This window comes from Domibacillus sp., from assembly GCF_031181085.1.
GTDB lineage: Bacteria > Bacillota > Bacilli > Bacillales > Domibacillaceae > Domibacillus.
This window is the reverse complement of sequence record NZ_JAPSLE010000006.1, coordinates 22,153-40,331: the sequence shown is the minus strand read 5'-3', so window position 1 is coordinate 40,331 and position 18,179 is coordinate 22,153. Positions and strand designations below refer to the sequence as shown.

Genomic DNA, 18,179 nt, shown 5'->3' with positions numbered 1-18,179 from the left:
AGCATTCTGGAAATCTTCAAATGTATGTAGTGATCATTGGAGAGGAGTGTTTCGAAAATCCAAGGAATTCCTTGAAAAAATAAAAACAAGCTATTTGAGGGACATGTTGGTGTTCGAAGAGATCCAAAAGCTGTTAGAAGGCAATCTGGAGCGTCTGAGGGCGTGTTTGAGCTGCGGAAAAACTAATGAAAAAATTTTATGATAAGGATATAATTTGAAAGCAAGTAAATTTGAAGGAGATTGGCTATTATGATTGATTGGAAAAGCAAAAACTTCTGGATTGCAGTAGGATTCGCTCTCCTTATTCCCATCCTTTTGAATTTTACGATTTTCAAGTTTGGAGCTCCTTGGAACTTGAATACTTATGGAAGTAGAGCCGACTGGATAGCCTTTTTTGGTAATTATTTAGGAGGTATTCTGAGTGCGCTAGTGGCGTATTTCATTGCCAACTCACAAGTGGAGAAACAGTTGAAGATCAACTTAGAAGAAAAAAAGTTTGATAGAACCATTAACCAACTTCCAGCTCTGATTCGCTTGAGAATTGAACTTGAGAAGTTCGTTGAGGAGTCAAAAAAAGCAAAACGAGAGTGGGATGGAACTCTTGAAGCTCATAACGGAATTGTAAAATATCCAACTGATGATGATTATGACCCAGAAGCACCGGGAATCGAAGAATCTTATCTTCTTGAAGCAACTTATCCAATGGAGTTGGCTGACTCAGAAAGCTTTAAATTTATTGAGCAAGTTGAAGATATTGACTTACACGTTCGCTTAATTGAAGCATTCAATTTTTACAAAGAGTTCTCAACTGCTTTGTCTTATGATGTTCATTCCGAACAGTCAAAGTACAGCGATTACACGCAAGATGATACAGGTACTGTTCAAATTCCTTCCGATTTAAGAGAAGAAATAAATTTAATGATCGCAAGAACTGAGAATGCTTCCAGAAAAAAGATCAAAATGTGGAGGATTTTTTTTGAGAAGGATGTAGAAGGAAAACTCAAGAAACTCAAAGAGTTTGAGAGCCTTTTGGGAGAATTAAACGATGAGATTGAGAGAGTTAAAACGTTGAAGGATACAAACAAGCTGACTCATTCAAACACTTCCAAGAAGAAAGGTGCGTAAAATTCCCAACAATTCACTTAGGAAATTAACCAAGAGCTGTTTCTTTTTAGCGACCATTTGGATTGCTGCCTCATCAAAAACGAATTTCAGAAGAGGATCGGAAGCGTTGTGAACCTCTTGAAGAAAAGAGCAGAAAAATTGCTCCAACTCAAAATCTAGCCAAAACAGGGCGAGGTTGGCTTCATGAAGCATGCTCTTTCCGAGTATGAAGTTGCGGAGGAACTTGGAGGTGCTACTTTGGAAAGATCGCTCCATGAGTGAGCAGAGTAGGAAAATGAAGATCGGAAAAACGACAGCCTTTTGCTTGTTTCATTGAAAAGGTCTTTTATGTCGGTTAATAAAGTTTTTATAGAATATAAGAATGTGTATTTTAAAGGAGTGGATGATTAATGAATTCAGAATTTCAGATAATAAGGTGGGGAATCCCCGGTTGGCTATTTTTTTTAACAGTTTTGGTATTTAAATTAACAGAAAAAGGTTTTAGTATTATCAGCATGGCAAACTCCTTTTCAAGCCCAGGAGTTTTAGCAGGGCTTACCGCCCTTTTTGTGGCATCAGGAGTTCCTATCGGATATATAATCTATCAAATTTATTTCGCATTCAAATGGACAATTATGAAGAGGAAAACAGTTATGAGAGCTGTTGAAGATATAGAAGGTTTTAAAGGAGCTGGAGGAAGTGAACAAGGACTTGAACTTTGGAATAAAGTGGAGATGCATTTTGATAAGATGATGTCAATAGATACTGAAAAAAAACAGGTATCATACAAGGATCTTGTTAGGAGATATGAATATTTTAGCAATAGGACATCAAGAATCCATGGACTAGGGGCATCAACACTCGCTATGACATCTGGTTTTTTATTCTTTTTTTTAACTATGAACAATCGTGCAAGTTTGCTAGATAACGGAACATTTCTGACGGTTTTTTCAGTTTTTCTACTGTGTTTAGGCTCGGTGGTATATAATTATTTTTTGCAAAATAAAATAAGTTTTGTTCAACTTAATGAAATAATGAAAACTATACTTGAAGCAGAGGATAAAAAAGAGGAAAAAAAGAAAAAAGAAGATGAAGGGGACGAAGATTGATTACATAATTTTATCTTACAGCTGACGCATGTATGAGAAGAATAATTCATACCGCCTCAAAGGCGGCGATTTGTCGTTTTTTGACGGACGGTTAGTATGGAAATAAATGAGCATTATGGTTATGTTCTTCTGAGATACAAGAAAGGAGAACTGGCTACTATGCAGAAAAAACAAAGATTAAACGAAATTTTGGCAAAGGATAACAAACTCCCAGGCGCTTTAAAATTCTCCACTAAAGAGAACTTGGAAAGCTTGCAGAATGGAACACTTTACTTGAACAACTTCCAATACTATAAGGACATAGAATTGAAAGAAAAAAGAAAAGGTCAGGGCGACGCTTTTGATGTGACTCTTCGTATGTCTGATGTGGATTTAACCTTTAAACATCCAGAAACAGACGAAGTTCTTTTTAAAGCCAAAGCCAGCAATGCCAACTTGGAAAGTGCAGAAGACCATCAAAGGCATCTATTCTGTATGACTGGAATAACAACAGATTTATTAGAAGTGGTAGAAGTACAAGATAATGTTGCTACTACCAAGCTGGTATTGTCGGATGAATTGAAGGAAAGAGCTCTTGAAAACTTTGGGGATCATGTAATGCTTATCAATACGGGATTTTTCATGGAGAGGGTCGAACAAGTATGCTCAGAACGAGGCATTAAGGTGGCAAGGAATCTAGTTGAATATAGAGACATGTCAATCAATTATACTGACCGCATGGAAGCATTCGGAACAGGACGCTCAGACTTTTTCTTTCAAAAGGATAAGTTTTTTGCGTACCAAAACGAGTACAGACTGTTATTCCCTGAATTGATAAGTGATAAAGCAGAAATCCTCAATATAGGCAGCATAAAAGAATTTACTCATATTTTTACGACGAAAGAATTTTTCGAGCACGAACTTCAACTTCGATTCAATTTAACCGATGAAGTAATTCCAAACTAAAAATGACAGCATCCTGCGGGGTGCTTTTTTTATGCACAAATACACAAGGTGATTGGCGAAAGGGGATAGGGGAAGTATAAATATCGAATTGGATGAGATACGCAAGGAATATGGAGCGGACAGTGTGACGCTGAACAGAGCCTGTTGTACTAGATAAGGAGCTTGAATTGATAGTCAAAATAAATAAAGCTGATTTAGGGCTCTTTTTCAGAGGATTCTTCTATTGGAAATTGAGATAAGCCAGTACAAAATCCCACGCCAACTCTGATTCTTGCTTTAAAAGACAGATTTTATTCGAGGATAGTGCAAGAAAGTGATAATATATTCTCAAGCAGACTTCGAATTACGGCCCTGTAGAATACAGGTGATGATAATGACTGTGATAAAGAAGGATACAAAGACAGGAAAATACTTTTTTGTCTTGGATACCGGAAAAGACCCGGTGACTGGGAAAAGGAAGCAGCTGAAGCGGAGAGGTTTCAATTCGAAACATGAAGCAAAGTTAGCTCTTGCTAAACTTCAAGTGGAGGTTAGTGAAGCAAAGGAATTGAGTGTGCTAAAGCTTCCTTTTCAAAAATACCTTTCTCAGTGGTTCGGAGCAAAGAAAATTAAATTAAAGCCGAGTACAATTCAAAATTATGAGCAACAAATCCGCTACAACATTGTGCCGTATATCGGAGATGTACGAATGAATGAGTTTAGTGAGTCGATCATCCAGACCTTCATTCAGAAGCTTCACAAAGAGCGTAAACTGTCTCCAGCGACAATCCGAGCTGCTTATGGCATTGTGGCAGAAGTGCTATACAAGGCTTCTCAGAAAGGCATCTTAAATAAGTCAATGTTGGATGATATTTCGTTGCCAAGAATGCCGAAAAAGCTTCGGGTATGGACAGCGGATGAAATGATGTTGTTTTTGGACGCTCCTCAGCGAGTGCTAAACTTAACAAGACACTTTATCGGCTTCAGTATTTCCGTTCAGACAGGTATGCGTATGGGTGAGGTTCTTGGCTTGCGGTGGAGTGACATTGATTTTGAAGGTAAACGAATCTTCATTCGGCAAACACTTAGTAAGGTCGACGAGGATAGCGTCTACGGCTTCGTGGCTGAAGGAAAGACGAATGCCGCTCTGAGGGTTGTCTATGTTCCTGACGCTTTGCTGAGCAGCCTGAGAGCACATCATGAGCATATCATTCGGGAGCGAGCAGTGCTGGCAGATGAGTATCTTCCACATGATTTGGTTGTATGCACGAAGAACGGAAACTGGGTGCACCCGAACAACTTTAGAAGAGCCTTTAAAGTGACTGTTGAGCAGTTGGGTCTTCCGAGAATCCGTCTCCATGACCTAAGACATACTCACGCTACATTCTTGATGGCAAATAAGGTGAATCCTAAAATTATTCAAGAGCGGCTTGGCCACAAGAATGTAACTGTGACATTGAACACATACAGTCATGTTTTGCCGTCGATGCAGCTTGAAGCGGCTGGCACGTTTGATGAACTGTTCAAAGGCAGTGACCAAAATGGTGACCAGTAAACGAATAAAGTTGCTCATTCATTGATATGACTGGGTTTACAGCCAATCGTTTTCATGAGGACTGCATGAACATTATCATGAATGACCTGATTGAACTGATGGATCCACGCTACATTGAAGTATGGGGTAAATTCACGCCTCGTGGCGGGATTTCGATTGACCCGTACACGAACTACGGGAAGCCTGGAACGAAATACGAGAAAATGGCTGAGTACCGCATGATGAACCATGACCTGTATCCGGAAACGGTGGATAACCGGTAAGGGTAAAGAAAGACTGGGATCATTCACACGAAAAAGAGATGTCTGAATAAGACATCTCAGGCTGTCGACAAAGTCGACAGTCTTTTTTAATATTGAATGAGCAATCAAGATTTTGTGTTGTTTTAGTTACAAGTCAACTAAATAAGTTAAAACAAAAAGACGAAACCCCCATTTTCGCAGAAGTTCTTTTCGAAAATAGGGTTTGTCTACACTCTGAGATGTCTGAATGAGACATCTCTTTTGTTTTTACCTGCGTAAGGAGTGTCATTGGATGTTAAAGCTTTTTTAGTGTTGGTAAGGGCAGCAGAGAAAATAAGAACCTATAAAAAAGTGCAATATAAGGAAGGAATGTCTCTTAAATCCCAACGATCCGGCTGGTTTAAAGCGTTGACAGAAGAGGGTAAAAGAAAGGCACTACTACAAAAGGCGGGTTATAAACTATGCGTATGTCCTGTATGGGAAGCATTCTCATTTCTATTGTTTTATCGATTGTTTTAACGATCGTATTAAACATGCTGTTCTTTTAATATGGACTAGAAAAGTGGCAGCATGGAGATAAATGATCGTACAGTCCACTCATACAAGAGCCAGGCTCGAATAAAAAGCGATGCATCCGCATCGCTTTTTTTACCAGTCATCCGAAAGTTGGTGGACTTTATTCGTGCATGATAAAATAAATAAATTGAAACATGTAATTAGGTCTTATGCGTATGAAATAAGCGGATAAAGAAGGGGATGCGATGACAATCAGCCAGGCGATGTTGTTCGTTGGAGCAGCAATCCTTTTAACGTGTATTCCGATAGCGGGGAAATACTTTCGTGTGTTAAATACGCTTTTGCATGAGATTGGCCACGTACTCGCAAGTCTTTTGTCGGGCGGTGGCATCCATCACGTCCAGCTGTTTTGGGATACGAGCGGCGTGGCCTATACTACGCATGCCAACAGGCTCACTGCGATTGTTACATCGCTTGCCGGCTATCCATTCGCATCTGCCTCTGCGTTTTTTGTTTCCTGGGCATCGCTGAATGGTTATACTGGCTGGCTGTATTACGGCCTGTTTATGATTTTAGCGGTTAGTTTAGTGTTATGGGTGCGCAACTGGTTCGGCTTTCTTTGGCTTGTAGCATTTTTTACAGGAAGCGCGGCCATTTATATGTACGCATCCGGGGCTGCTCAGCAGGCATATATGTATGTGATTACAGCGGTTTTGCTGGTGGAATCCGTCCGCAGCAGCTGGGTCATTTTTTACTTAAGCCTTGTTTCTCCTCAAAAAGCGGGGGATGCTTCTGCTTTAAAGCGCTCTACCGGGATTTCAAGCCGCGTTTGGGGACTGCTTTTTTTGATTCAGGCTTTGTATTTCGGCATTTATTTACCCGGCAAGCTGCTTGCCGGGTAGGGAAATTTTATTTTGTTAAAGCAGTCCATGAAAAAAGTGCGGCGACAAAGCGTGCGTTTTGTCGATATGGATAAAAGCGTTATAGCGTTCGGATAAGCGCGACGGAACATAATTGCCAAATCGTTCTCTTCCAGGGTGATAAACAACACCGATAGCTCGATGTCCGACTGTTTCCCGAAACAGCTCCTGGTTTTCAGGGCCAAATAAAATGTATTGATTAAAGGCGCCAGCCTTATGAAGCATATCTTCCCAGCTTCCAGGCATTGCTTCCGGCACCGGCATCACTTCCATTTCTTCTCCCCATCTGTCAGCAGCGATCACAGTACCACGGTGAGTGCCAAATCCGATTGCAAATACTTGATCGTGCCCGTATATTTCTCGGGTCAGCTGCCCGACGTTTACCATATTTTCCTCTGCCATATCTGTGGCACGCGCATCGCCAATATGTGTATTATGCTCCCATATGACTCCTTTTGAGCCGGCTCCGTAATGAGCCGTAATAAATCCAAGAGCCTCTACCATATGACGGTCACGGATATTCCATGATTCATTTCCATTGGTTACCATTGCGTGATAATACGATTCTGCGTTTTTCGCTGCAAGGGCATTTACCTGCATATTAAGGGATGCTTCGGGATCACGCGTATACATTTTTCGGTTTTGCTGGATGGTCTTGAGTAAATCCATGACTTCTTCCATGCAGCTTTCACCGTAAAAAGCAGTAGAAATGCCATATTGCTCGGCCTGGCGGTGAAAGGGTTCAAAGCATTCAAATGCCCGCTTCGCTTTCTCCACATCAGGAGATCCAATCTCTTCCAAGTAGTCAACAATGGCTTCCATGGATTCCCACAGGCTGTAAACATCCATCCCATAAAACCCAACCTGTTTTTCATTTGTTTGATTAAAATCGTATAGCCAATTTACCAGGTCTTCTATTTCATCGTTTGCCCACATCCAGGATGGCCAGCGGCGAAAAGAACGAAGCACTTCTTCCGCATTGGCATACTCCGGCGCCTGTCCTTTTATATAGCGGTTCACTTCAAAGCAGGCTGGCCAGTCTCCTTCCACTGCAATAAAGGAAAAGCCATGCTCCGCAACCAGTCGTTTCGTAATGGCGGCACGTGTAGTGTAAAATTCGGACGTTCCATGTGATGCCTCGCCAAGCAGGACATATTTGGCATTTTTAGCCGCTTGAACAACAGGAGACAGACCTTCAGCATGCGAAAAACGGACAGCGTGCTGTTTAATGCGGTCCACGTACTGTTCTGTTTTGAGCATTTTTTCACTCCTCACGTTTTGTTTAGTATAGCCATAATCACGAACTTCATTGCGGTTGTAAAACGTTTTATTTATAACCCAATTCTGCTTTTTTAAAACTTATTTTGGCTGTATGTTTCAAAATGGAGGATAACGGTAATACTAATTGTAACGAAGTGAAAGGAGGTGCAGAAACATGAAGGCTCTTGATTCTGTTGCACTCATTTTGTTGATTGTAGGTGGTATTAACTGGCTTCTTGTCGGTTTGCTGCAATTTGACCTAGTGGCTTCCATTTTCGGTGGACAAGATGCTCTTCTGGCAAGAATCGTTTACATTCTTGTTGGATTATCTGCATTATATTCACTAAAATTTCTGTCGCTTATCAACCGGGACAATGCACGTCACACTACTCACTAACATTACTTTGAGTATGGATAAAAAGCTGTTTTAAGCATCGCGCTTACTGGATGTTTAAAACAGCTTTTTTGCGTTAAAGGCAAAAAAGCCGGCTGCAGTTTTCTATAAATAAAAAGCAAATGAAGCAAAAACATGATACACTGAAAAAAAACAAGCATGGAGGAATAAGGATGGCTGAAAAGAAAATGACGCTGCAAGAAGCAATGATGAAAAAGCTGGAAGAAAAGAAAGCACAAAATGCAGGCGGCAATGCAAAAGGAAGCTTTAATACATCAACAAAAAAAATGCAAAGCCAGCAAACGAAAAAAGTAAGCAATTCTCGCCGGAAAATGGGTGTGTAATACACATCTTGAAAATAAAAGCATCAGGAAAAAGATCTTGTGGTATACTCAATATACCATTTAACAATCCATGTTGATGTTGATGCAGCCCTCTGTTTATTTCAAACAGAGGGCTTTCCGTTTTCAAATAAAAAAAAGCAGACTTTCAAAAGAAAGTCTGCTGCGTATAACGAAGTGAAATTACGCTTTTTGTACGTTTGTTGCTTGTGGTCCGCGTTGACCTGCTTCAACATCAAATGTTACAGCTTGGCCTTCGTCTAAAGATTTGTAGCCGTCACCTTGAATAGCTGAGAAATGAACGAATACGTCATCTCCAGATTCGCGCTCGATGAAACCAAAACCTTTTTCTGCGTTAAACCATTTTACTTTACCTTGTTCCATGTGTGTTTCCTCCTCGTGTGCTGTGCACACATTGTGTTACTATCCTTGCTCACTACGTTCAGATGGAAAGTTTATCACTTAACAGCTTTTTCCGAACAAAAATAATTCTTTTTCATAATAACAGGAAAACGGAAATAAAGCAAATTTCTTTTTTAAAAAAAGAATGAATTGTCCAAAAAGTTTGTCAATCTTTCTGACAAACTTCGAGACAACCATCTTGATTCTTTATATAGTGAAATTAGCAAGACAGAATGAACACTTTCAAGAAAGGAAGATGGAAATGGACACCACTGCAATCACAAGCCAACAAGCCGGTGCTGTGACATTGGAAACGGATATCTGTATTGCAGGAGACGGGCCGGCCGGGATGATTATGGGGCTTTTTTTAGCAAAGCAGGGCATGAATGTGACCGTGCTGGAGAGGAACCCGGATTTCCATCAGCCACAACAGCAAAATGAAACGTCGTTTACACAGCTTATGTATGAGCTTCAGCTGCTTGATAGCGTTGACCGGCATATTAAACCGGCGATGCAGGAGCTCTATGTTTTTCTGGAAGAAGAGAAAGTACAGCAGCTGCTCATGAAGCCTTTATATAAGCATAATGGACATATGAACCGAATGGTGCTGCTCGCGCTGTATCGGCAGGCTGAATCCTTTTCGAATTTAAAGCTGCTCAAAGGCGCTTCCGTCAAAGGAATTTTGTTCGATGAAGATGTGCTTGCCGGCGTATACGCCGAAACAGACGAGCAAACCTATTTTATCCATTCAAAAATCACGGTAGGAACAGGCGGAGAACCGCATCAACAAATCGAAAAAGCGGCATTGGCAGATAAGAGCCTTCTCTGGATGACGGAGAGCATGGGCTCTGTATCGGAAGCAATGTAAAATCAAAAGAGCCTGCTTGAGACAAGCAGGCTCTTTTGATATGGAAACAGCCTTGTGTGGAACAAACCGGTGCCCCATGATAAACTGAGGGAAAGAATTGGATTAAAGGGGCGGTCGCCGTGGGGCGAAAACGGGCATTTACAGAAGATGAGCTTTTGGATACGGCGGAGGCGCTTATTGTGCAGCACGGTTACAGCAGCTTTCATTTAAAGCTGCTAGCCAGCCATCTGCCAGGAGCGCGCAGCACGATTTATCAATATTATGCAAACAAAGAAGAGGTAGCAGCAGCTGTCATGAAGCGGGCAATGGTACGGGCTCTTGTAAAAGCCGGAAGAGTCGATGAAACGGACCCGATTCAAGCGCTGCAGCAGCTTTTGCGTGTATATATGGAAGAAGCGGATCTTCATTATTTTTTAGGAGACGCCCGCAAAGTGGATGTCACGCAATCTGAAAAAGCGGCACAGCAGGTGAAAGACGTACTAGTTATGCTTAAACATTTGCGCGGACAGCTAGATCGGATTTTTGACGCCGCGCAAAAACAGGGCACGGTTCGTTCAGACATCCCTATTGAGGCTCTGGCCGGTTTGTTTTTTCAGCTGATTAATACACCAAATTCCCTGCAGCTGCCGCCGCATGAATGGGCGGATTACTTGTTTGCATTATGGTATGAAGGAAGCGGAGCGCATTGACGCTCCGTTTTTTACATTTTAAATTTGACAGTTGTGTCAGAAATAGAATTTAATAAAGATATACTAGCTGCTTAAGGAGGAATAGATATGAAAAAAGCACTCCGGCCGCTGACGGATTGGGTGGGGACGAAAAAAGGAATGTGGACCGTGCTGGCAGCCTGGCTGCTGGGGATTGTGATGTTAAGCGTATGGGCACCGACAGCACGTGATTACACCGCGGATGCATTTGAGTCGCTGCCGGAGGATGCAACATCGATTGAGGCGGCAAAAAAAGTGGAAGAGTATTTCCCGGACGAAGGCGGCACGCCGGCTATTCTTGTTTTTAACGAGGAAAATGGAAAAGTAGAAGAAACGGAGATTGCCAGGACGCTCGCCTCTATTGAGAAAGAAATAGACGGGATCACGGGCATAGCACCGTTTGCTCAGCTGCCGCCTCAGGCGCGAGCCGAGTTTTTATCGGCGGATGCCTCTGCCGCAGCTATCCCTGTTGTGTTTCAGGAAGGCTTCACCAGTAAAGAGTTTGAGCCGCGTATTAACCAGATCACAAAAATGGCTGGAGAACAATCCAGCAGTAAAGTGTATGTAACCGGGCCAGCCGGTATTGCAGCCGATACGACTGCCCTTTTTTCACGAGCAGATATTGTATTGCTGTTATCAACGGTTGTTCTTATTTTAGTTTTGCTTATTGTGATTTATCGTTCACCGTTGCTTGCGTTTATCCCACTTTTGGCATCTGGTCTCGTGTATGCAGTGACAGATCGGATACTAGGTCTTTATGGAGCCGCGGGGCTTGAGATGAGCAGTCAGGCTCTGTCTATTATGACGATTTTGTTGTTTGCGGCCGTCACTGACTACTCGCTGTTTGTGCTGGCGCGTTTTCGTGAAGAGCTGCGCCGCCATGACAGCAAATTTGATGCAATGAAATGGGCTATGAGGGAAACAGGAGAGCCAGTTTTTTTCTCCGGCGGTACCGTGCTGGCAGCGATGCTTGTGTTGTTTTTTGCACATATTCGCGACTATCAAAACTTTGCGCCGCTTTTTGCCACCGTCATGGCAGTGATTATGCTTGCTTCTGTTACACTCGTGCCGGCTTTGTTTCAGTTGTTTGGACGGCGGTCATTTTGGCCGAAGGTGCCTAAGACGGGAGAAGGGGAGAAAAAAGAGAGCGGCCTTTGGGGACGCGTGGCGCGTTTTGTGACAACTAAACCTGTACTCTCCGGCGGTATTGTACTTGTATTTCTTCTTGTCTCGGCTTTTAACGTAGTCAATATTAAATATGAATTTGATACATTAAAATCCTTCCCGGACGATATGCCGTCTCTTGTCGGATATCGTATCATTGAGGACAAATTTTCGGCGGGAGATGTATCGCCGACAACTGTGATTTATGAAGGAAACGGAGATCCGGCTGCTTTAGCCGCGGAGCTTAACAAACAGGAAGGTATTTTATCTGCCGTCCCGCAGACATCTGAAGCATCAGGAAATGTACATGAGCTGACCCTTGCTTTCGAAGCGGGCCCTTATAGTGAAGAAGCGCTTAATACGCTGTCCGGTTTAAGAGAGCGGGAGGAGGAGCTCTTTGACGATGCAGGAATAGAAGGCAAGCTGTTTTTTGCTGGGGAAACAGCCGAGAAGCTGGATGACCGGGAGTTGAACGATCGGGATTTACTGCTTATTGTAGCGCTTGAAGTTATCCTGCTTTTTGTCCTGCTCATCATTCTTATGCGCTCGTGGAAAATGCCGCTTTACATGGTCGGGACGATCGTCCTGTCGTTTTTATCTGCGCTTGGCCTGGGGCTGTTTTTAACCAATGCGCTGTTTGGCATCGACGCCATCAGTACAAGAGTGCCGCTGTATTCGTTCGTGTTCCTCGTTGCGCTCGGCATCGATTATAATATTATTCTCGTTTCACGCTACATGGAAGAACGAAAAAAGCATTCGCTCAAAGCAACAGTTGAAAGGGCTGTAGCCAAAACAGGAGGAGTGATTTCATCCGCAGGTATTATATTGGCTGCTACTTTTGCCGTATTGATGACACAGCCCATTGAAGTGCTGTTTGTATTTGGATTCATCGTTGCAGTCGGCATTCTCATTGATACCTTTTTTGTAAGGGGGCTTTTGCTGCCGGCATTGATTTTATTTTTTGAGAAAGAAAAAAGCCGTCCATAATGGACGGCTTGAGACTGACGACTTTGTCGTCAGTCTTTTTTTGTAAAAGCTTTCTACGGGCAGTGCGGGAGCCTCCTCGGCGCACGCGCCTGCGGGGTTTCCTGACTCACTGTGCATCCCGTTGGAGTCTGTGCGGTGAAGACTCCTATGGGCTTAGCTGGCCCGTCCGCCGCCTTATCGGCTCTCATCCCAACAGCCCGCACTCCTTGCATCAAAGGAAGCAAAAGGTTTTATTTGTCTCAGTCTAAAGCCGTTGAATAGAAAAGGTTAACGGTTAATAACGTATATCGACTGTCAGCTTATTACGGGTTAAAGTAAAAGGTTCTTTTAATGAACATTAAAATAACGGGCATCCGGATGAGCAAAGACAATGGCAGAAACGGATGCTTCCGGCTCCATCATGAAGCCTTCCGTTAAATGAACACCGATTTCTTCCGGCTGGATCAGGCCAAACAGTTTTTCCTGGTCTTCAAGGTTCGGACAAGCTGGATACCCGAATGAAAAACGCTGGCCCTGGTATTTGGCCGCGAATCGTTCACGCATCGTAAAGTCAACAGGATCCGGGAAGCCCCATTGGTCGCGCATTTCCTGGTGAATACGCTCGGCAAAGCCTTCTGCGAGCTCAAGCGCGGTGGACTGAAGGGCGTGGCTGTCTAAAAACTTGCCCTCCTCGCGCAGCTTAACGGCCGCATTCCGGACACCGAAGCCGGCTGTTACCACGAAAAAGCCAACGTAATCCATTTCGCCGCTTTCGACTGATTTTACGTAGTCAGCCAGGCAGAGGAACGGCTCTTTTTCCTGGCGCGGGAAAGTGAACCGTTCGATTTCCGTTTTCGCATCCGCCGGGTCATAAACAATTACATCATCACCTTGAGACTGGGCCGGGAAAAATTGATACACAGCTGCTGTTTTTAAGGTGCCCTCGTTCAAAAAGCCTGTCACGGTTTCATGAAGCTGAACCGCCTTTTCATTTTTTTCTTCGAGCAGCTTTTTCACATTGCCTTTCATGCCGAGGTGATGGCCGATTAATGTCTGCATGTTCACATACGGTTTCAAGTGTGAAATTGCATAATCCTTCAGCACGCGGCGGCGTGTATCACGAGGAACAAAAACAGGAACGTCTTCACGGACTGTTTTCACCGGTTTCGGCGCGACGGCAACAGCTTGCTCTTTTCGTTCGTCGCGGTACGCTTCAACCGCTTTTCGTTTTTCTTTTTTCTCTTCAAGCTCCTGCAAAAGCGTCACTTTTTGTTCAGCATTTTGCAGGCGGTTGGCAATATCAAGCCCATCCATCGCATCTTTGGCATACAAAACCGGCCCGCTGTATTCCGGGGAAATTTTTGTTTCGGTAAACCGGCGTGACAGAGCGGCGCCGCCAACTAAAATAGGGACATCAATATCCGCTGATTTAAAATCCTGGGCAGTAATCACCATCTGCTGGGCGGACTTAACAAGTAGTCCTGACAGGCCGACCATATCCGGCTTTTCTTTACGAATCACGTCAATCAATGCCTGTGGTGTTACTTTAATACCGACGTCAATTACTTTAAAGCCGTTGTTGCTTAAAATGATATCGACGAGGTTTTTACCGATGTCATGCACATCACCTTTGACGGTAGCCAAAATAACTTTGCCTTTTCCTGTATCGTCTTCTTTTTTCTCCATAAATTGCTCAAGGTAAGCAACGGATGCTTTCATGACTTCTGCACTTTGCAGAACCTCGGCAACAATCAACTGGTTGTCGTTAAACAGCCGGCCAACTTCGGCCATTCCTTTCATGAGCGGACCGTTAATGATATCAAGCGGATCATCGTACATACCGCGTGCTGCTTCAAGATCAGGCAGAAGGCCTTCTTTTGTACCTTCAACCACGTAATAGCTTAACCGCTCCGGCACGGTTTTCGGCATGTCTGCTTCTTTTTTCTCTTTTTTTCTGTCACGGTAAAAGTCAGTGAACAGAGCAAGCGTTTCGTCGGTTGTCGTAAACAGCAGATCATCGGCAAGCTTGATTTCTTCTTCTGGAATCGAGGCATACCGTTCGAGCTTCTCCGTGTTAACAATTGCGTAGTCAAGACCTGCCTGCGTACAATGGTACAGGTACACGGCGTTCAGCACTTCACGGCCGACAGGAGGAAGGCCAAATGACACGTTACTTACGCCAAGAACGGTTAAGCATTTCGGAAGCCGTTCTTTAATCAGGCGGATCCCCTCAATGGTTTCAACAGCAGAACCGATATACTGCTCGTCACCTGTGCCAACAGGGAAGACAAGCGGGTCAAAAATAATATCTTCTGGTGCAAGTCCCCATTTTTCTACAAGCAAATCATGTGAGCGAATGGCGATCTCCAGCTTGCGTTCACGTGTAACAGCCATTCCTTCTTCATCAATCGTGCCAACCACTACTGACGCACCATACTTTTTCACAAGCGGCATCACCGCGTCAAAGCGTTCTTCACCATCTTCTAAGTTAATGGAGTTAATAATGGCTTTACCTTGTGAAAATTTTAATGCTTCTTCAATGACTTTTTCATCGGTAGAGTCGATCACAAGAGGGACTTTCACTTTTTTAACGACTTCTGCCATAAATGCTTTCATGTCGTCCAGCTCTTCACGGTCTGGGTTAGCCAGACAGATGTCAATGACATGGGCGCCGCCTTTCACCTGTGCCCGGGCAATTTCAGAAGCTTCCTCGAATTTTCCTTCGACGATGAGCCGCTTGAACTTACGTGAGCCAATTACGTTTGTCCGCTCTCCAATGAAAAGGGGACGCATGGAATCATCATATAAAAGCGGCTCAATACCCGAAACAGCATGTCCGTGTGGATGTTCAGGCGATACGCGCGGCTGTTTATCCTTGACCGCTTCCCGCATAACCCGGATATGTTCAGGAGTTGTCCCGCAGCAGCCGCCGACGATATTCAGCCAGCCTTTATCGGCGAAAGCCGACAATTTTTGCGCCAGTGAGTCTGGTGATTCATGATAACGACCTTCCTCATCGGGAAGACCGGCATTTGGATAACAGCTTACATAGCTTGTCGCAAGGTCAGACAGAGAACGAATATGATCGGTCATAAACTCAGGGCCAGTGGCGCAGTTTAAGCCGACAGAGAGCGGCTTAATATGCTCAATTGAAATGTAAAAGGCTTCAATATTCTGTCCGGCAAGCGTCGTGCCCATTGGCTCAATGGTGCCTGAAATCATCACCGGAAGCTCCACGCCCGCTGCATCAAAAGCGCGGCGGATGCCAAGGGTGCCGGCTTTTACATTCAGCATATCCTGGCTCGTTTCCATTAAGATCAAATCCGCGCCGCCTTCAATCAGCGCTTTTGCCTGCAGCTCAAAGTCATCAACGAGCGCGTCAAAGGTAATACCGCCGGTGACAGACAATGTTTTCGTTGTCGGTCCCATTGCGCCAGCGACAAAGCGGGGCCAGTCCGGTGTTGAAAATTCGTCTACGGCTTTTCGGGCAATTTGTACGGCGCGCAGGTTGATTTCATATGCTTGATCACCGAGGTCGTACTCATCTAATACAACCGGAGTGCCTCCGAATGTATTCGTCGCAATAATGTCCGCGCCCGCTTCTAAATATTCGCGGTGGATACGTTCGATCACGTCCGGTCTTGTGAGGACAAGATTTTCGTTGCAGCCGTCATACTCTTCGCCGCCGAAGTCCTCTGGTGTTAAATCCGCATTTTGGAGCATCGTCCCCATTGCGCCATCAATGAGGAGGATGCGTTTTTTCAGCTCTTGTTCAATAAGATGTGTGGTCATAAACAGCCCCGCTTTCTTTCTGTGCATCAAGTTCTTTTATGAAGTGAATCAGTTCAATTGACATGTCATAGCGTAAAAATGGCGTAATCAAGTACAAGCCGTTAAACAAGCCGGCTGCTGTCTCAATCAATTCCTTGGCAATTTGAACGCCTTCTTTTGCAGACGCTTCGCGGTCTTCGCCGCAGGCACGCATACGCTCAAGCGTTTCATCCGACAGCTTGATTCCCGGTACTTCGTGATGTAAAAACTCGGCGTTCCGCATATTGGTCAGCGGCATAATACCGATAAACACAGGTGTTGATAAATGCTTCGTTGCCTCATGTACTTCAACAATCTTTTCTTTTGTAAACACCGGCTGTGTAATAAAGTAGTCTGCACCACATTCGATTTTTTTCTCCATCCGCTTAACAGCCCGGTCCAGTACGCGGACATTCGGGTTAAACGCCGCAGCAACGGAGAAGTTGGCTTTCTTTTTCAGCGGTTTACCAGAAAAAGAAATCCCTTCATTCAATTGTTTAATAAGCTGAATGAGCTCTAGGCTTGAAACATCATACACACTGGTCGCGCCAGGGAAGTCGCCGACCTTTGTCGGGTCGCCTGTAATCGCGAGAACATCATGAAGGCCGAGCGCATCGAGACCCATCAAGTGGGATTGCAGACCGATTAAATTGCGGTCGCGGCACGTAATGTGAACGAGAGAACGAACATCATGCTTCATTTTTAGCGTAGCACCCATTGCCATGTTGCTGACGCGCGGGGAAGCAAGAGAGTTATCCGCCATCGTCACGGCGTCAATGCCTGTTTTATAAAGTGCGTTCGCACCTTCGATGAACTTGTCCGCTACAAGTGTTTTGGGTGTATCAAGCTCAACGATAATGGTGCGCTCAGTTTTCGCTTTTTCACAAATGGAGACATCTGTCGCCGGTGCCGCTTCTTGAATAATAATGGGTTTTTTCGTTTGTACTTTTTTCTCCGTCAGAGGAGGAAGGCCGGCAAGGCGTTTTTTCGCTGCCTCAATATGCTTCGGTGTTGTGCCGCAGCAGCCGCCAATTAAGCGGACACCTTCGTTGCGAAGAAGAACGGCCGCCCGCCCGAAATAGTCGGCTTCTGATTCATAAACAATCCGGCCATCTTCTACATCCAGCAGGCTCGCATTCGGATAAGCGGAAAGAAATGCTTTGCTTGGCAGTGTGACTTCTTCAAACGCCTGAATCGTATGGTAAGGACCGAGACGGCAGTTGACACCGACCACGTCCGCTCCGATGCCTTCAAGTTGAGAAAGAGCATTATTTAAAGTCAGTCCATTTTGCAAAACACCCGGCTCATGCATGGATACTTGGGCAATGATCGGCACATTGCTCATTTGACGAAGAAGCTTTACAGTAGCGGTCAATTCTTCAAAATCATAATATGTTTCAAGCAGCAGTCCGTCTGGATCTCCGGCTAATAAGCTTTCAGCCTGCTCGCGTACAGAAGCGAGAATTTCATCGTTGGTCGCTGTACTTTTACGGATGCCGCGAATGCCGCCGATTGTGCCAAGTACAAACTGGCCGCCCGGAGCCACCGCCCGTTTCGCGATACGCAGCGCCGCTTCGTTCAATTCACGTACACGGCTCTCCATTCCATATCGGGAAAGCTTTAAAGCATTCGCGCCATACGTATTCGTTTGAATAACATCCGCTCCGGCTTGAATGTAGTCGCTGTGGATTTTTTCAATGACTTCCGGCTTTTCCGTGTTCAGTTCTTCATAGCAAAAATCGATTCCATAAGAATACAATAATGTACCCATCGCTCCATCGGCAGTCAGCACGCTTGTTTTTAACTTGTCGAGCAGTGTCATGGCGCAGCATCCTCTCTTATACTGAATAATAAAATAAAAAAGCCTTCTTAATGGCAAGAAGGCTTTTCAACATGT

Annotated in this window: 14 protein-coding genes and 1 pseudogene; 11 read left to right on the top strand and 4 right to left on the bottom strand. The window is 44.3% G+C overall.

The window, feature by feature from the left end; genetic code table 11:
* The first annotated feature begins 249 nt into the window (after positions 1 to 249).
* From RIN81_RS10475 to RIN81_RS10450, 6 genes and pseudogenes are all read left to right on the top strand, one after another.
* A complete protein-coding gene (locus tag RIN81_RS10475; RefSeq protein WP_309089922.1) occupies positions 250 to 1,125 on the top strand; it encodes a hypothetical protein in 876 nt (291 codons plus the stop codon).
* Positions 1,126 to 1,514: 389 nt separating this feature from the next.
* Positions 1,515 to 2,213 (top strand): BA5345 family protein, encoded by a 699-nt coding sequence (locus RIN81_RS10470; RefSeq protein ID WP_309089920.1) that lies wholly within the window; start codon positions 1,515 to 1,517, stop codon positions 2,211 to 2,213.
* A 159-nt stretch (positions 2,214 to 2,372) separates the two neighbouring features.
* Complete coding sequence (locus RIN81_RS10465; protein WP_309089918.1) at positions 2,373 to 3,158, top strand: hypothetical protein; 786 nt, start codon at positions 2,373 to 2,375, stop codon at positions 3,156 to 3,158.
* Positions 3,159 to 3,531: 373 nt separating this feature from the next.
* The gene (locus tag RIN81_RS10460; protein WP_309089916.1) at positions 3,532 to 4,692 is read left to right on the top strand and encodes a site-specific integrase; all 1,161 of its coding nucleotides are present in this window, start codon (positions 3,532 to 3,534) and stop codon (positions 4,690 to 4,692) included.
* A 50-nt stretch (positions 4,693 to 4,742) separates the two neighbouring features.
* Positions 4,743 to 4,955: pseudogene (locus tag RIN81_RS10455) on the top strand (tunnelling fold family protein); the annotation flags it as partial.
* A gap of 740 nt (positions 4,956 to 5,695) precedes the next feature.
* The gene (locus RIN81_RS10450) at positions 5,696 to 6,352 is read left to right on the top strand and encodes a M50 family metallopeptidase (protein WP_309089914.1); all 657 of its coding nucleotides are present in this window, start codon (positions 5,696 to 5,698) and stop codon (positions 6,350 to 6,352) included.
* Positions 6,353 to 6,367: 15 nt separating this feature from the next.
* Here RIN81_RS10450 and RIN81_RS10445 read toward each other — a convergent pair whose 3' ends face one another.
* On the bottom strand, positions 6,368 to 7,630 hold the full coding sequence (locus RIN81_RS10445) for an erythromycin esterase family protein (protein ID WP_309089912.1): 1,263 nt from the start codon (positions 7,628 to 7,630) through the stop codon (positions 6,368 to 6,370).
* A gap of 175 nt (positions 7,631 to 7,805) precedes the next feature.
* On the opposite strand from RIN81_RS10445, the gene RIN81_RS10440 reads away from it, so the two are divergent.
* Together RIN81_RS10440 and RIN81_RS10435 are read left to right on the top strand one after the other, a co-directional pair.
* Positions 7,806 to 8,027: a DUF378 domain-containing protein gene (locus tag RIN81_RS10440; RefSeq protein ID WP_242233815.1), complete on the top strand. Its 222-nt coding sequence runs from the start codon at positions 7,806 to 7,808 to the stop codon at positions 8,025 to 8,027.
* A 170-nt stretch (positions 8,028 to 8,197) separates the two neighbouring features.
* Positions 8,198 to 8,368, top strand: a complete 171-nt coding sequence (locus tag RIN81_RS10435) for a hypothetical protein (RefSeq protein WP_242233814.1) — start codon at positions 8,198 to 8,200, stop codon at positions 8,366 to 8,368.
* A 180-nt stretch (positions 8,369 to 8,548) separates the two neighbouring features.
* Here RIN81_RS10435 and RIN81_RS10430 read toward each other — a convergent pair whose 3' ends face one another.
* Complete coding sequence (locus tag RIN81_RS10430) at positions 8,549 to 8,749, bottom strand: cold-shock protein (protein ID WP_050181749.1); 201 nt, start codon at positions 8,747 to 8,749, stop codon at positions 8,549 to 8,551.
* A 280-nt stretch (positions 8,750 to 9,029) separates the two neighbouring features.
* Between RIN81_RS10430 and RIN81_RS10425 the strand changes: the two genes are divergently transcribed.
* From RIN81_RS10425 to RIN81_RS10415, 3 genes are all read left to right on the top strand, one after another.
* Positions 9,030 to 9,635: an FAD-dependent monooxygenase gene (locus RIN81_RS10425; protein ID WP_309089909.1), complete on the top strand. Its 606-nt coding sequence runs from the start codon at positions 9,030 to 9,032 to the stop codon at positions 9,633 to 9,635.
* A 119-nt stretch (positions 9,636 to 9,754) separates the two neighbouring features.
* Complete coding sequence (locus RIN81_RS10420) at positions 9,755 to 10,324, top strand: TetR/AcrR family transcriptional regulator (protein ID WP_309089907.1); 570 nt, start codon at positions 9,755 to 9,757, stop codon at positions 10,322 to 10,324.
* 87 nt (positions 10,325 to 10,411) lie between these two features.
* A complete protein-coding gene (locus RIN81_RS10415) occupies positions 10,412 to 12,493 on the top strand; it encodes an MMPL family transporter (protein WP_309089905.1) in 2,082 nt (693 codons plus the stop codon).
* Positions 12,494 to 12,820: 327 nt separating this feature from the next.
* Here the strand turns inward: RIN81_RS10415 and metH are convergent, their stop codons facing one another.
* Both metH and RIN81_RS10405 read right to left on the bottom strand, forming a co-directional pair.
* Positions 12,821 to 16,264: a methionine synthase gene (gene metH, locus RIN81_RS10410; protein ID WP_309089903.1), complete on the bottom strand. Its 3,444-nt coding sequence runs from the start codon at positions 16,262 to 16,264 to the stop codon at positions 12,821 to 12,823.
* A complete protein-coding gene (locus RIN81_RS10405; protein ID WP_309089901.1) occupies positions 16,245 to 18,104 on the bottom strand; it encodes a bifunctional homocysteine S-methyltransferase/methylenetetrahydrofolate reductase in 1,860 nt (619 codons plus the stop codon). Before RIN81_RS10405 ends, metH begins: the two co-directional genes overlap by 20 nt.
* Positions 18,105 to 18,179 lie beyond the last annotated feature (75 nt).

Coding starts and splice junctions, on each gene's coding strand:
- RIN81_RS10450 (WP_309089914.1), top strand. CDS start 5,696: ATGACAATCAGCCAGGCGATGTTGTTCGTTGGAGCAGCAATCCTTTTA.
- RIN81_RS10465 (WP_309089918.1), top strand. CDS start 2,373: ATGCAGAAAAAACAAAGATTAAACGAAATTTTGGCAAAGGATAACAAA.
- RIN81_RS10430 (WP_050181749.1), bottom strand. CDS start 8,749: ATGGAACAAGGTAAAGTAAAATGGTTTAACGCAGAAAAAGGTTTTGGT.
- RIN81_RS10445 (WP_309089912.1), bottom strand. CDS start 7,630: ATGCTCAAAACAGAACAGTACGTGGACCGCATTAAACAGCACGCTGTC.
- RIN81_RS10425 (WP_309089909.1), top strand. CDS start 9,030: ATGGACACCACTGCAATCACAAGCCAACAAGCCGGTGCTGTGACATTG.
- RIN81_RS10440 (WP_242233815.1), top strand. CDS start 7,806: ATGAAGGCTCTTGATTCTGTTGCACTCATTTTGTTGATTGTAGGTGGT.
- RIN81_RS10415 (WP_309089905.1), top strand. CDS start 10,412: ATGAAAAAAGCACTCCGGCCGCTGACGGATTGGGTGGGGACGAAAAAA.
- RIN81_RS10405 (WP_309089901.1), bottom strand. CDS start 18,104: ATGACACTGCTCGACAAGTTAAAAACAAGCGTGCTGACTGCCGATGGA.
- RIN81_RS10475 (WP_309089922.1), top strand. CDS start 250: ATGATTGATTGGAAAAGCAAAAACTTCTGGATTGCAGTAGGATTCGCT.
- RIN81_RS10460 (WP_309089916.1), top strand. CDS start 3,532: ATGACTGTGATAAAGAAGGATACAAAGACAGGAAAATACTTTTTTGTC.
- RIN81_RS10470 (WP_309089920.1), top strand. CDS start 1,515: ATGAATTCAGAATTTCAGATAATAAGGTGGGGAATCCCCGGTTGGCTA.
- metH (WP_309089903.1), bottom strand. CDS start 16,264: ATGACCACACATCTTATTGAACAAGAGCTGAAAAAACGCATCCTCCTC.
- RIN81_RS10435 (WP_242233814.1), top strand. CDS start 8,198: ATGGCTGAAAAGAAAATGACGCTGCAAGAAGCAATGATGAAAAAGCTG.